This window comes from Aestuariivirga sp. (assembly GCF_046093005.1).
In the GTDB taxonomy this organism is placed as follows: Bacteria; Pseudomonadota; Alphaproteobacteria; order Rhizobiales; family Aestuariivirgaceae; genus Aestuariivirga.
In genome coordinates, this window is record NZ_JBJTER010000197.1 from 16,940 (window position 1) to 30,342 (window position 13,403).

At 64.5% G+C, this 13,403-nt stretch carries 11 protein-coding genes; 1 reads left to right on the plus strand and 10 read right to left on the minus strand.

The annotated features are described in order from the left end of the window. Window positions 1–9: 9 nt before the first annotated feature. The 9 genes from ACKOED_RS16585 to ACKOED_RS16625 all read right to left on the minus strand — a co-directional run bounded on the left by ACKOED_RS16585 (window position 10) and on the right by ACKOED_RS16625 (window position 11,738). Entirely contained in the window at window positions 10–1,335 is a 1,326-nt protein-coding gene (locus ACKOED_RS16585) for a flavin reductase (RefSeq protein WP_408917737.1), read from the minus strand. Between the two features lie 12 nt (window positions 1,336–1,347). Beyond that, window positions 1,348–2,988: an ABC transporter ATP-binding protein gene (locus ACKOED_RS16590; protein ID WP_408917738.1), complete on the minus strand. Its 1,641-nt coding sequence runs from the start codon at window positions 2,986–2,988 to the stop codon at window positions 1,348–1,350. After that, entirely contained in the window at window positions 2,978–3,880 is a 903-nt protein-coding gene (locus ACKOED_RS16595; protein WP_408917739.1) for an ABC transporter permease, read from the minus strand. Before ACKOED_RS16595 ends, ACKOED_RS16590 begins: the two co-directional genes overlap by 11 nt. Beyond that, on the minus strand, window positions 3,877–4,848 hold the full coding sequence (locus tag ACKOED_RS16600) for an ABC transporter permease (RefSeq protein ID WP_408917740.1): 972 nt from the start codon (window positions 4,846–4,848) through the stop codon (window positions 3,877–3,879). The genes ACKOED_RS16595 and ACKOED_RS16600 overlap by 4 nt, the downstream gene beginning before the upstream one ends. Window positions 4,849–4,985: 137 nt before the next feature. Continuing rightward, complete coding sequence (locus ACKOED_RS16605) at window positions 4,986–6,590, minus strand: ABC transporter substrate-binding protein (RefSeq protein WP_408917741.1); 1,605 nt, start codon at window positions 6,588–6,590, stop codon at window positions 4,986–4,988. 210 nt (window positions 6,591–6,800) lie between these two features. Next, window positions 6,801–8,396 (minus strand): ABC transporter substrate-binding protein, encoded by a 1,596-nt coding sequence (locus tag ACKOED_RS16610; RefSeq protein ID WP_408917742.1) that lies wholly within the window; start codon window positions 8,394–8,396, stop codon window positions 6,801–6,803. A gap of 266 nt (window positions 8,397–8,662) precedes the next feature. Beyond that, the gene (locus ACKOED_RS16615) at window positions 8,663–9,613 is read right to left on the minus strand and encodes an Hsp33 family molecular chaperone (protein ID WP_408917743.1); all 951 of its coding nucleotides are present in this window, start codon (window positions 9,611–9,613) and stop codon (window positions 8,663–8,665) included. After that, entirely contained in the window at window positions 9,613–10,542 is a 930-nt protein-coding gene (argF, locus tag ACKOED_RS16620) for an ornithine carbamoyltransferase (protein ID WP_408917744.1), read from the minus strand. Before argF ends, ACKOED_RS16615 begins: the two co-directional genes overlap by 1 nt. Window positions 10,543–10,553: 11 nt before the next feature. After that, the gene (locus tag ACKOED_RS16625) at window positions 10,554–11,738 is read right to left on the minus strand and encodes an aspartate aminotransferase family protein (RefSeq protein ID WP_408917745.1); all 1,185 of its coding nucleotides are present in this window, start codon (window positions 11,736–11,738) and stop codon (window positions 10,554–10,556) included. A gap of 423 nt (window positions 11,739–12,161) precedes the next feature. Here ACKOED_RS16625 and ACKOED_RS16630 point away from each other — a divergent pair, with 423 nt between their 5' ends. Beyond that, entirely contained in the window at window positions 12,162–12,695 is a 534-nt protein-coding gene (locus ACKOED_RS16630) for a GcrA family cell cycle regulator (protein WP_408917759.1), read from the plus strand. Window positions 12,696–12,700: 5 nt separating this feature from the next. On the opposite strand, the gene phoB is transcribed toward ACKOED_RS16630, so the two are convergent. After that, on the minus strand, window positions 12,701–13,399 hold the full coding sequence (phoB, locus tag ACKOED_RS16635; RefSeq protein WP_408917746.1) for a phosphate regulon transcriptional regulator PhoB: 699 nt from the start codon (window positions 13,397–13,399) through the stop codon (window positions 12,701–12,703). Between the last annotated feature and the right edge of the window lie 4 nt (window positions 13,400–13,403).

Consider the following 13,403-nt stretch of genomic DNA (forward strand, 5'->3'; position numbering starts at 1 on the left):
GATTTCCCGTCAATCGACGGCTTTCACCGTGCCCTGGCGGTGGTCGCCGGAATAGACCTTGAAGCGCCCGATCTTGCGTTCGGCGGCGAAGCGGCGGAGCATCGAGCGGGTGGCCTCGTCGGGAAGCCGGTCCCAGGGAATGTCCTCGAAATCAGCCAGCACAGTGCGGCCACGGGCATGCAGCAGCGCCTCGCCGCGGTAATAGATGCACTGCTCGCGCGTTTCCGGATTTTCGAACACCGCGAACAGAAAGCCAAGCGTGGCGTCCATGCCCTCGCGTACCAGCAAATGATGCAGCTGCGAGGCGCTGCCGTTGGGGCCGGTGCGGCCGGCCTCCGGCAGGATGAGCCCATCGGGCCGCGCCGGATCGGGGAGCAGCACCAGCCGCCCGTCGCTTTCGAGAATGGCCCCCACCACGGTGCGGCTCGCCGAGGACGCGGCATTGACCGCCGCCTGTTCAAGCCCCAGCGTGATGTAATGCCCGCGCGCATAGCCCAGCGGATTGGCATCGGTATAGGCGAAGGCCTCGACATGGCCCATCAGGATGATGTGATCGCCGGCGTCGATCACCTGATAGCGCGCGCAATCGAACCAGGCGGCGGAGCCCTCGATCAGCGGATTGCCGAACGGGCCTGGCCGCCAGCGCGCCGCCTCGAATTTGTCCGGCCGCTTGGAGGCGAACAGCACCGAGGTGTCTTTCTGCTCCTCCGACAGAATGTTGACGGCGAAACCGGCGGCATGGCGGAACACATCGACGCTTGCCGCCGCCTTGCCCACGCAGATCAGCAGCAAGGGCGGCTCCAGCGACACGGAGGTGAAGCTGTTGGCGGTGAAGCCGCGCGGCTGGCCATCCACGCCGGCAGTGGTCACGATGGTGACCCCGGTGATAAAGCTGCCGAAAGCGCTGCGCAGTTCGCGATTGTCGAAACGGCTCAGCCGTTGGCCGAGAAAGCCCGCAAGGGCGCCATTGATCGCCTCTGGACCGCCGTCCGCGCGGGTGCGCAGCACCGGGCACAGCAGCCGGGTGTTTTCGGGTGGCTCGAAATCGACAAAGGCCACGCGCCGCACCCGCTGCGGATGCGCCGCCGCGAGGTCCAGGGCGATGAGGCCGTCATCGCCACAGGCCACCACATTGACCGAAGGGATGGCGAGATCATCGAGGAGCCGCCGCGCCTCCGCCACCGGATCATCGCCCTCGACATCGAGCGCCACGACGCGGTGGGTAGCTGCAAGAATTTCGATCTGCGGCGCCCAGAGGCGGGCGGCCTGCCGCTTGCCGCGGATGAACAGGATGGCCTCGCCGGTGGCGCGCGGCCCGTGACCTTCTGACGCCATGAACCGCGGCCCTCAGGCCTTTGCCCTGGCGCCGGTGCGCTGGGCCAGGAGATTGGTCAGCCAGTCCGGATCCATCTGCGGCACCGAGGACAGCAGCAGCTCGGTGTAGGGCGGATAGGGCGGGTTCAGCACCTGGGACTTCAGCCCCTGCTGCACCACCTTGCCCTGATGCATGACCACGATCTCATCAGCGATTGCCCGTACCGTGGCGATGTCATGGGTGATGAACAGGTAGGAGACGTTGGTATCCTTCTGCAGCTTCATCAGAAGCTTCAGGATTTCCTCCTGCACGATCTGGTCCAGTGCTGAGGTGACTTCGTCGCAGATGATGATGTCGGGCTCGGCGGCGAGCGCGCGCGCAATGGCGATGCGCTGCTTCTGGCCGCCTGAAAGCTCGGTGGGAAGCCGGTCGATGTAGCTTTCATCGAGCTCAATGGCGGTGAGCAGGTCCGCCACCCGCCGGTCACGCGCCGCGCCCGAGACGCCATGATAAAATTCCAGCGGGCGGCCAATGATGTCGCGGATCGTCTGGCGCGGGTTGAGCGCGGTGTCGGCGGACTGGTAGATCATCTGGATGCGGCGCAGCGTATCCTTGTCGCGGTCCTTGAGTGCCGGCGGCAGTGGCTGGCCGTTGAACAGGATGTCGCCGCGGCTCGGCGGCAAGAGACCGGTGATGACGCGCGCCAGCGTCGATTTGCCCGAACCCGACTCGCCCACCACCGCCACGGTGCGGCCGCGCGGCAGGATGACCGAAACATTGTCCAGCACCTTGACCACGCCGGAATAGCTGGCGTCTGCATGGCGGACATTCAACACCGTTTCGCTGCCGGCTTGTTCCGGCTTGGCCAGCTTGCGCACCGCCCACAGCGTCTTGGTGTAGTCCTGCTTCGGCTCCTTCAGCATGACGCGGGTGGGCGCTTCTTCCACTTCGCGCCCGTGGCGCAGCACCATGATGCGGTCAGCCATCTGCGCCACCACGGCGAGGTCATGGGTGATGTAGATCGCGGCGGTGTGGAATTGCTCGACGATGTTGCGCATGGCCGCCAGCACCTCGACCTGGGTGGTAACGTCAAGCGCGGTGGTGGGTTCGTCGAAGATGATCAGGTCTGGCCGGCAGGACATGGCCATGGCAGTCATGGCGCGCTGCAATTGCCCGCCTGACACCTGGTGCGGATAGCGCTCGCCGATGTGGGCAGGGTCTGGAAGCTGCAGGCGGCGGTAAAGCTCGATGGCGTCGGAAACCGCCTGGTCGCGATCCATGACGCCGCGGCGCACCGCCGTCTCGACCGTCTGGTCGATCAGCTTATGGGCGGGGTTGAAGGCCGCCGCGGCGCTCTGCGCCACATAGGCGATGCGCGAGCCCCAGAGCAGGCGTTTTTCTTCTTCGCTTGCGGCGCGCAGGTCGATGCCGTCGAACATGATGCTGCCATGGGTGATGCGGCAGCCCGGCCTGGCGAAGCCCATGGCGGCAAGCCCGATCGTCGATTTGCCGGCGCCCGATTCCCCGATCAGCCCCAGCACCTCGCCGCGCTTCAGGCTGAGGTCGACGCCCTTGACGATGGGGTGCCAGACGCCGTCCGAATTGCCCTCGATCTTGAGGCCGCGGATTTCGAGAAGGGTTTCGCCCTTGATGCGCTGCTTGTCACTTTTCATCGCGCAGCCCGCTGGTCTTGTGAAGGAACCAGTCCACCACGAAATTGATGGCCACCGTCAGCAGCGCGATGGCGATGGCCGGGTAGAAGGGCGCTGGTATCCACGGGAATTTCGCCACCGGGAAGGTGATCAGCGTCTTGCTTTCGGCCACCATCGAGCCCCAGTCAGCGGTGGGCGGCTGGATGCCGACGCCGAGGAAGGACAGCGCGGCGATGGTCAGGAACACGAAGCAGAACCTGAGGCCGAATTCGGTGATGAGCGGCGGCAGGATGTTGGGCAGGATTTCGCGGAAAATGATCCAGCCCGTGCCCTCGCCGCGCAGCCTGGCGGCTTCGACATAGTCCATCACCACAACATCGAGCGCCGTGGCCCGCGCCAGGCGGTACACGCGGGTCGAATCGAGCAGAGCGAGGATCAGGATCAGGTTGACGATGCCCTTGCCGAACACCGCGAGCAGCATCAGCGCGAAGATCAGCACCGGTATGGCCAGGAAGGCGTCGACCAGGCGCGACAGGATCTGGTCAAGCCAGCCGCGCCGCAACGCCGTGAACACACCCAGCGTGCCGCCGAAGATGAATGACAGGAGCGTGGTGAAAAAGGCGATGCCGATGGTGTTGCGCGCGCCATAGATCAGGCGCGAAAACAGGTCTCGTCCGATCTGGTCGGTACCGAGCCAGAACTCCGCACCCGCCGGCTGATAGGCCTTGCCGACGATTTCCGCTTCGCCAAAAGGCGCGATCAGCGGCGCGAATACCGCGGCGATGACGTAAATCAGGATCACGACCATGCCGAACCAGGCGCTGAGTGGCGCGGTGGCCAGTGCGCGCCGGGTGTTTTCCCAGAGCGTTCTCCGGGCGCGGATGTTCCTGATGTCCGGTGCCTGGGCGGTCATTTGGGGTGCAAGAGCCGCGGATTGGTGATGATCGACACGATGTCGGCCGTCAGATTGAGCAGGATATAGGTGGCCGCGAAGATCAGCGCGCAGGCCTGCACCACCGGCATGTCGCGGCTGGAGACCGAGTCCACCATCAGCTGCCCGATGCCGGGATAGACGAAGACGACTTCCACCACCACCACGCCCACCACCAGATAGGCGAGGTTGAAGGCGATCACCGTGGCGATCGGCGCCCAGGCATTGGGCAGCGCGTGCTTGATGATCGCCTCGCGCCGTGGAACGCCCTTGAGCTGGGCCATTTCCATATAGGGGCTGGCGAGCAAATTGATCAGTGCCGCCCTGGTCATGCGCATCATATGCGCCACGATCACCAGTGTCAGGGTGATGGCGGGGAGCGCCGCGCGATAGACGTGTTCGATGAAGCTTGTTGTGTCGGATACGGTCGACAGCGTCGGAAACCACTTCAGCTTAAGCGCGAAGAAGAACATCAGGAGATAGGCGATGAAAAACTCCGGCGTGGCGATGGTGGTCAGCGTCACGGAGTTGACGATCCGGTCATACCAGCTGTTCCGGTAAAGCGCCGCCATAATGCCAAGAAACAGCGACAGCGGCACCGCGATGATCGCCGTCATAATGGCCAGGAAGAAGGTGTTGTAGAGCCGCGGCGCGATCAGATCCGTGACGCTGCGCTTGATCGAGCCGCCGAGGCCTGCGTAGGAATAACCGAAATCGCCGTGAAAAATATTTGCGATCCATTCGACGTAACGCACGGTGGCCGGACGGTCGAGGCCGATCTCGCGGTTGAAGGCCGCCACGGTTTCCGGCGTGGCGCTCTGGCCCAGAATGGCTTCGGCAAAGCCGCCCGGCAGCATTTCAAGCGACGCAAAAATAACGACCGACACCACGAACAGCGTCAGCAGTCCCAGCCCCAAGCGCTGCAGAACGGTTCTGAGAACCGGATGCATGAAACTCCCCGTTGAGCCTCTTTGCGGGCTCCGACTGTCCATAGCCGCCGCCGCGGCCGCATTCCACCCTAAAGTGCCAGGGACGGGGCCACGGCGGCGCGGCCCCGTCCCTGGGCAGTCATGTATTCGTCAGATCATTACGTGAACCACCAGCGCTCGGCGATGCGCATGCCATCCAGCTGCCAGTTGGCCGCCACCTTGCCATGGCCCATGTTCGCGGCGTGCGCCTCGACATAGGAGTTGAACAGCATGTTCACCAGGCCGCCGTCATCATGCAGGATCTGCTGCATCTCGGCATACATGGCGGCGCGCTTGGCTTCGTCGGTTTCGGACCGCGCGGCGACGAGCAGCTCGTTGAAGCGCGGGTTCTTCCAGAAGGTGTCGTTCCAGGCGGCATCCGCGGCATAGGCGGTGGTCATCATCCAGTCGACGGTCGGGCGGCCGCTCCAGTAGGAAGCGACGAACGGCTTCTTCAGCCACACATTGTCCCAGTAGCCGTCATCGGGCTCCCTGATGACATTGATGTCGATGTTGCAGGCCTTGGCATGCTCCTTCCACAGCAGGGCGGAGTCGACGGCGCCCGAGAAGGCGGCATCCGCCACCGAGAGATCGAAGGAGAGGCTGTCGAGCCCGGCCTTCTTGAGAAATTCCTTGGCCTTGTCCGGGTTGTAGCTGTGGCGCGGCTGCGGATCGACGGCGAATTTCACCGTGGGCGCGATCGGGTTGTCGTTGCCCACCGTGCCATGACCCAGGACTACCTTCTCGAGCACTTCGTCGCGGTTCATCGAGTGCTTGATGGCGAGCCGCACATTAACGTCGTCGAAGGGCTTGGCGGTGACGTTCATCACATAGATGTAGTGGCCGTAGCCGGTGATCTCTGAAACATTGATGGCCGGATTGGACTTCAGCATGTCGAGGGTCTTGAGATCGCAGCGGTCCATATAGTGGATCTCGCCCGAGAGCAGCGCATTGGTGCGCGCCGCCACATCCTTGATCGAATAGAATTCGACCCGGTCGAACCAGCCCTTGCCGGGCTTGTAGTAGTTCTCGTTCCTGGTGAAGCTTGCCTTCACGCCGGGCTCGAACTTCTCCAGCTTGTAGGCGCCGGTGCGGATGCCCGATTCCCAGTCGACCGAGCCGTCGTCCTTCTTGGGCATGATCGGCATATGATAGTCGGACACCGTGTAGGGGAAGTCGGCGTTGCCGCCGGAGAGTTCGAACACCACCGTGTCCGGACCGTCGGCCTTGAGGCTCACGATTTCCTTGAGCAGCGACTTGGCGGCCGACTTGGACTCCTCGCCGCGGTGATGCTGGAGCGAGGCCACCACGTCATCGGCGGTCACCGTGCGGCCGTCATGGAAGGTGATGCCCTTGCGCACCTTGAACACCCACTTCTTGGCGCCGTCCGAGGCCTCGAAGCTCTCGGCCACGTCACCGACCACATTGCCGTCGGCGTCGATCTCGGTGAGGCTGTTGGCGAGCGTGCCCCACAGCGCGGTGCCGGTGAACTGGTCCGGGTAGGTGCCGGGGTCCATCGAGTCGGTGGTGGCGCCATGTCCGACGCCGATCTTGAAGGTGCCGCCCTTCTTGGGCTCATCCGCATAGGCCTTGGTCAGCATGCCGTTGGCGGCAGCGAGGCTCACGCCGGAGGCCAGCGCCAGCTGGGTGAATTCGCGCCGCGAGATGCGGCCGCGCACCGCCTGTTTCAACGCTGCCTGCAGCTTAACCTGAGTGTCTTGCATCGTCTCTACTCCCTGATGCCGGCGGTGCCGGTCATGATTTGTATGTGGCCACTGTGCGGCGATCGCCGGTTCCGGTCGCGCGTACCTCAAAGTTTTATTCGTGGCACGGGCGGAAGCTCTACTGGCCAGATTAAGGTTCCCACGGAGAAAGGGCCCCGTCAATCCTTGACGGGGCCCTCAAGCACAAAATTACCTAATGGGTTGGCGCGATCACGCCATCCACCAGCGCTCATACATGAAGCCGCCGTCGTGGTCGAAATCGGAGTTGAAGTCGCCGTGGCCGATCTTGTTCGAGAGCGCGCCGACATAGTTGTTGAACATCAGCACGATCTGGCCGCCATCGTCATGGACGAGTTGCTGGCACTCGGCGTACATGGCCTGGCGCTTGGCTTCGTCGGTCTCGGCGCGCGCCGCGACGAGCAGCTCGTTGAAGCGCGGGTTCTTCCACCGTGTGTCGTTCCACGCCGCATCAGCCGCGAGCGAGATCGACAGGAACGCATCCGCCGTCGGGCGGCCGCCCCAGTAGCACAGGGACCACGGCTTCTTGAGCCACACATTGTCCCAGTAGCCGTCGTTGGGCTCGCGGATCACGTTGATCTCGATGCCCGCCGCCCTGGCGTGTTCGGCCATCAGCAGCGCCGCATCGACACCGCCCGGGAAGGCTGCGTCCGCGGCCGAGAGGTCGACCTTCAGGTTTTCCATGCCGGCCTTCTTGAGCAGCGACTTGGCCCTTTCCGGATCGTAGCTGTAGACCGGCTCGGCATTGATCGCATACTTGAGCGCCGGAGACAGCGGGTTATCGTTGCCCGGCGAGCCGTAGCCATAGACGATCTTGTCCACCAGATCCTGGCGGTTGATCGCCCACTTCAGCGCCTGGCGCACCTCGACCTTGTCGAACGGCGCCGTGTCGCAGTGCATCGGCGCCGTGTAATGCGCGAAACCGGAGACGTTGTAGAGGCCGGTGTCGGGCGCACTCTTCAGCATGTCGATGGTCTTGACGTCGGCGCGGTCGATGAAGTGCACCTCGCCCGAAAGATAGGCGTTGGTGCGGGCCGCCACGTCGAGGATCGACAGCACCTCGATGCCATCGAACCAGGTGGTGCCGAAGTAGTTCGGGTTGCGCTCGGCAACCAGTTTGACGCCCGGCTCAAGCGACTTCAGCACATAGGGGCCGGCGCCGATGCCCTTCTCCCACTGGATCTTGCCGCCCTCGGACGGGTACATCGCCAGGTGATAGTCGGAGAGAAGGTAGGGGAAGTCGGCGTTGCCGCCGTTGAGTTCGAAGATCACCGTGTCAGGGCCATCGGACTTGACCGCGGTGACGTTGGACAGCACGCCCTTGACCGGCGACTTGGAGTCGGGCCCGATGTGATAGTTGATGGTGGCCACCACGTCGTCGGCGGTCAGCGTCTTGCCGTTGTGGAAGGTGATGCCCTTGCGCAGCTTGACGATCCACTTCTTGGCGCCATCGGCTGGCTCGAAGCTCTCGGCCACATGGGGAACGACTTCGTTCTTCTGGTTGATCTGCACCAGCGGCGCGCCCATCACGGACTTGCCCCAGGAGAAGGTGAAACCGTTCGACCAGGTGGCGGGATCAAGCGAGTCGGTGGTCTGGCCATGGCCGACAGCGGCCTTGAACACGCCGCCCTTCTTCGGCTCGGCGCGGGCCGCGGTGGCGAACAGCGCGCTCGCCGCCGGCAGGGTCATGCCAGCCGCCAGCGCGAACTGGATGAAATCGCGGCGCGACAGCTTGCCGAGCCCCACGGCCTTCTGGGCCGCTTTCATCTTCATGTCGAATTCGGTCATGTGTCTTTCTCCTTCAGTGACCGGTGAAATCGTTGTGGAGACTGGGCATGCCGATGACGGAACTGTCCAGTTCGCTCCGCTCTCCGTTCCGCGCCAGCGTTTCCACGTCCGTTGTTTTTGCCAGGGCGCAAGCGCCTAACTGGAATTTCCGTGAAACTGTCACGGGGGCTTTTCTCCGTCAACAACTCTTGCACGGGCCGGAGCACGCCACCACTAACGAATTAGACAGGTTTGCGCAGGAATACGACAGGCCGGCGGCGACCGCGTCACATTCCCAGATCTTCGGGGCGGAGCCGATAGACACTTGAGCAAAACTCACAAGTTACTGTTATTTCACCATTTTCTGTCATTTCATCACGGTCGGCGGCGGGAAAGCGCCGCAGCATGCGGGCGATCCCGTCCTGCGAACAGCTGCAATAGCGGTGAACCGGGGTTGCCGGGTAGGCGGTCACCCCGTCCTCGTGGAACAGCCGGTAGAGCAATTGCTCGGCGGAAAGCCGCGGGTCCAGCAGTTCGTGGTCTTCCACGGTGTCGAGCAACAGCCGGGCCTTGACCCAGTCATCATGCTCCTCGGGCGGGGCATCGCCGCCGTCGGGGGCATCGCCCGCGTGGCTCGGAAGCGGGCTCGACCCGCCCTCCCGCGGCAGGTGCTGCACCATGATGGCCCCGGCCCGCCAGGCCTCTGGCCTTCCGCCCCGCTGCATGAGCGGACCCGCCGCCAGGCGGATGCGGCTGGGGATCTGCTCGGATTTCTCGAAGTATTCATGGGCGGCGGCCGTGAGGCTGGAGGCCTGCAGCGGCACGATGCCCTGGTAGCGCTCCATGTCAGGGCCCTGGTCCACCGTCATGGCCAGATAGCCGTTGCCGAGCAGCGCCGCCTGGGTGGGGTTTGCCTCCGCCGTCAGCCGCGCCGCGTCGAAGCGCGCATAGCCCCTGATCTTGCCCGGCGCCACGTAATCGGCAACCAGCATGTCAACGGGTCCGTCGGTCTTGGTCTGCAGGATGAACTTGCCGTCGAATTTGAGCATCGCCCCCAGCATGGCGGCAAGCGCCACCGCCTCCGCCAGCAGGGCGGACACGGGAGGCGGATAGGCGTGGCGGTGCACGATGTCGTCGGCCGCCGCGCCAAGGCGCACCAGACGGCCCCTCACCCCCAGCGGCTTGACCTCGAACGGCAGAACCAGATCGTCACCCGCGAGGCCGGGAATGTCCGTCATCATGCCCCCAGGCAGTGGAGCAGGATGCTCTTCTGCACATGCAGCCGGTTTTCAGCCTCGTCGAACACCAGCGAGGCCGGCCCGTCCATCACCTCATCCGTCACTTCCTCGCCGCGGTGGGCGGGCAGGCAGTGCATGAAGCGCGCGCCGGGCTTGGCCATGCCCATCAGCCTATCGTTCACCTGATAGGGACGGAGCAGATTATGGCGGCTGGCGGCATCGGTGTCATGCATCGACACCCAGGCATCGGTGATCACGCAATCAGCGCCGCGCACCGCCTCCTCGGGCGATTCCATAACTTCGACGGCGGCGCCCTGTGATCTGGCCCAGGCAAGAACCTCCGGCGCTGGCCGCAACGGCCGTGGCGCCCCGATCCGCAGCCTTCCCCCGAGCCGGCCGGTGGCATGTATCCACGACGCGGCGACATTGTTGCCATCGCCCACCCAGCTCACTGTGAGGTCCTTCAGCGGCCCGGCATGCTCCTCCAGCGTCATCAGATCGGCCATCACCTGGCAGGGGTGGGAGAGATCGGTGAGGCCGTTGATCACCGGCACGCTGGCCGCCGCCGCCAGCTCCGAGAGGTTGGAATGGCGCGACGCGCGGATCATGATGGCGTCGACATAGCGCGACAGCACCCGTGCCGTGTCGGCGATGGTTTCGCCGCGGCCCAGCTGCATGTCATTCGCCGTCAGCACCAGCGTTTCGCCGCCCAGCTGCCGCATGGCGACTTCGAAAGACACGCGCGTGCGCGTCGAGGGCCGCTCGAAGATCAGCGCCAGCATGCGGCCCTTCAAGGGTTCGCCCGCTTCGCGCTGGCCGCGCGGCTGGCCCTTGCGGCCATCCTTCATGGCGCGCGCCCGGGCGATGATGGCGTTGAGCGACGCGGAATCAAAATCGCAAATATCGAGAAAATGCCTCGGGCTCGTCATGTCGCGCGTCCTCAGGCTGCGGACTTGGCTGCGATCGCCCGGCAGGCGCGGTCGAGCTTGTCCACGGCCTCGGCGATGTCGGCGTCGCTCACGATCAGCGGCGGCAGCAGGCGTACCACATTGTCGCCCGCGCCGATCACCAGCAGATGCTGGTCGAGCGCCGCCTGCTGGAGCGCGGTGTTGGGCACCTTGCATTTGAGGCCCATCATCAGCCCCTCGCCGCGCACCTCCGCGATGACTTCCGGGTGGCGGTCCTTGAGCGAAGCGAGCTTCTGTTTCAGGGTCAGCGCGCGCTGCTGCACGCTCTCAAGGAAACCCGGCGCGAGCATCACGTCCAGCACCGCATTGGCCACCGCGGTCCCCAGCGGATTGCCGCCGAAGGTGGAGCCATGGGTTCCCGCCGTCATGCCCTGCGCCGCTTTTTCAGTGGCGAGGCAGGCGCCGATCGGAAAACCGCCGCCAATGCCTTTGGCGATCGCCATGATATCGGGCTGTGCTCCGGACCATTCATAGGCGAACAGCTTGCCGGTGCGGCCGATACCGCATTGCACTTCGTCATAGATAAGCAGCAGCCCATGCGCGTCGCACAGCGCGCGCAGGCCGCGCAGGCATTGCGGCGGCACCGGGCGGATGCCGCCTTCGCCCTGAACCGGCTCGATCAGTATCCCCGCGGTGGCGGGCCCGATCGCCGCCTTGAGCGCCTCATGGTCGCCAAACGGCACCTGGTCAAAACCATCGACCTTGGGTCCGAAGCCTTCAAGATATTTTGCTTGGCCGCCAGCTGCGATGGTGGCCAGCGTCCGGCCATGAAAGGCGCCCTCGAAGGTGATCAGGCGGTATCTCTCCGGGTGCCCGATGGCCGATTGATATTTGCGCGCCATCTTGATCGAACACTCCAGCGCTTCGGCGCCGGAATTGGTGAAGAACACCGTATCGGCGAAGCTGTGCTCGATCAGCCGCCTGGCAAGCTTTTCCTGGCCCGGCATCTGGTAGAGGTTCGAGGTGTGCCAGATCTTGCTGGCCTGTTCGGTGAGTGCCGCCACCAGATGCGGGTGGCAGTGGCCGCAGCTGGTCACCGCGACGCCGGCGCCGAAATCGAGATAGCTTTCGCCCTCCGCCGTGTAGACGCGCGTCCCCTCGCCCCGCTCGAAAGCGACTTTGGCCCTGGCATAGGTGGGCAGAACCGGAGAGATCATGGCGGCAATCCTGGCTGTCGAAATCAAAAGGCGCCCGCCGCGAAGGACGGGCGCCTGAGCGCTGTCATCTTATACTTCCGGCCTCGCCCTGCGTCAACCATGCCGCGCCAACCTCATGATTCACGGAATGATTCACGCTTATCCACCCTGAGTCAAAACAGCGCATGGACGCTGGATTCCTCGCCTTGATAAGGTTTTGTTAACCATGAGTAAGGCGCGGGAAACTGGGGAAAACGCATCCGCGCATGGTTTGGACGGTTGCGGGCCTACCACCGCGTATTGTAGTTTCCGCGCCATTGGCTACGAGATGTAGCGTCCAACAGTCAGTGTTGCGGCTTAACACGGCGGACAAATCGTGAGTCCGGCGGCAGATGAGGGATTCGATTGTTCGAAGCCATGGAAGACGACCGGGGAGGGGCGAAATTGTTCTGGACAGACGAACGCGTCGAGATGCTCAGGAAGCTCTGGGCCGAAGGGTTGAGCGCCAGCCAGATCGCCGCCCGGCTAGGTGCCGGCGTCACCCGCAACGCGGTGATCGGCAAGGTCCACCGTCTCGGTCTTGCGGGCCGCGGCCAGCCGCAGCGCAGCTCAGAGCCGCGCGCCCCGCGGAAGCAGCGCGAGCCCAGCCTCGCCCCGCGGGCGGGAGGCAGCCTGCCGCGGCTTCCCAGCGCCGGCAACACCGCCCTGAAGCCGATGATGCGCGCCGCGCCACAGCCGCGGCCGCAGGCGGTGCCGGAACCGCAACCGCTGCGCATTGTCGATCCCTCGCAGGATGGCCGCGTCACCATCCTGCATCTCTCCGACAAGACCTGCAAATGGCCGATCGGCGATCCGGGCAGCGAGGAGTTCTGCTTCTGCGGCCACAACCCGCGCGACGGCTCGCCTTATTGCGAGTATCACGCCCGGCTCGCCTACCAGCCGGTCCAGGACCGCCGTCACCGCAAGATCGCGATGTGAGCTGATCAGGGCTTCCCGAAGCGTTCGTCGAAAGAATAGCCCATGCCGCGCACCGTGCGGATGGGATCGGCCTCGCGGCCGCGGCTCAGCGATTTGCGCAGCCGCCCGACATGCACGTCCACGGTGCGCTCGTCGACATAGACGTCATGGCCCCACACCGTGTCGAGCAGCTGGGCGCGCGAATAGACCCGGCCCGGATTCTGCATCAGGTGCTCGAGCAGGCGGAATTCGGTGGGCGAGAGATTGATGTCGCGGGTCGCCCGTGTCACCCGCCTGGTCTTGCGGTCGAGCGAGAGATCGCCGGCTTTCAGCTGTTCGGCCACCGCTTCCGGATTGACCCGGCGCAGGATGGTGCGGATACGGGCCAGGAGCTCCGGCACCGAGAACGGCTTCACCATGTAATCATCAGCGCCCGTGGCGAGCCCGCGCACCCGTTCCGCCTCTTCGCTCCGCGCGGTGAGCATGATCACCGGAATATCCCGCGTCTCGGGCCTGGTGCGCAGCAGGCGGCAGACCTCGATTCCGGAAATGCCGGGCAGCATCCAGTCGAGCAGGATCAGGTCAGGCCGCTCTTCGCCGATCAGCTGCATGACGGCCTCGCCCTCGGCGCTGTGGCGCACCCGGTAGCCCTCCGATTCCAGATTGTAGCTCAGCAGGATCTGGATCGGTTCTTCGTCTTCGACGATGAGGATGGAGGCGCTCATGGCT

Bases quoted from the DNA above. Each gene is read 5' to 3' on its own strand.
- ACKOED_RS16600 (WP_408917740.1), bottom strand. From the start codon at position 4,848: ATGCATCCGGTTCTCAGAACCGTTCTGCAGCGCTTGGGGCTGGGACTG.
- ACKOED_RS16605 (WP_408917741.1), bottom strand. From the start codon at position 6,590: ATGCAAGACACTCAGGTTAAGCTGCAGGCAGCGTTGAAACAGGCGGTG.
- argF (WP_408917744.1), bottom strand. From the start codon at position 10,542: ATGACGAGCCCGAGGCATTTTCTCGATATTTGCGATTTTGATTCCGCG.
- ACKOED_RS16625 (WP_408917745.1), bottom strand. From the start codon at position 11,738: ATGATCTCTCCGGTTCTGCCCACCTATGCCAGGGCCAAAGTCGCTTTC.
- ACKOED_RS16615 (WP_408917743.1), bottom strand. From the start codon at position 9,613: ATGACGGACATTCCCGGCCTCGCGGGTGACGATCTGGTTCTGCCGTTC.
- ACKOED_RS16595 (WP_408917739.1), bottom strand. From the start codon at position 3,880: ATGACCGCCCAGGCACCGGACATCAGGAACATCCGCGCCCGGAGAACG.
- ACKOED_RS16610 (WP_408917742.1), bottom strand. From the start codon at position 8,396: ATGACCGAATTCGACATGAAGATGAAAGCGGCCCAGAAGGCCGTGGGG.
- ACKOED_RS16590 (WP_408917738.1), bottom strand. From the start codon at position 2,988: ATGAAAAGTGACAAGCAGCGCATCAAGGGCGAAACCCTTCTCGAAATC.
- ACKOED_RS16585 (WP_408917737.1), bottom strand. From the start codon at position 1,335: ATGGCGTCAGAAGGTCACGGGCCGCGCGCCACCGGCGAGGCCATCCTG.
- phoB (WP_408917746.1), bottom strand. From the start codon at position 13,399: ATGAGCGCCTCCATCCTCATCGTCGAAGACGAAGAACCGATCCAGATC.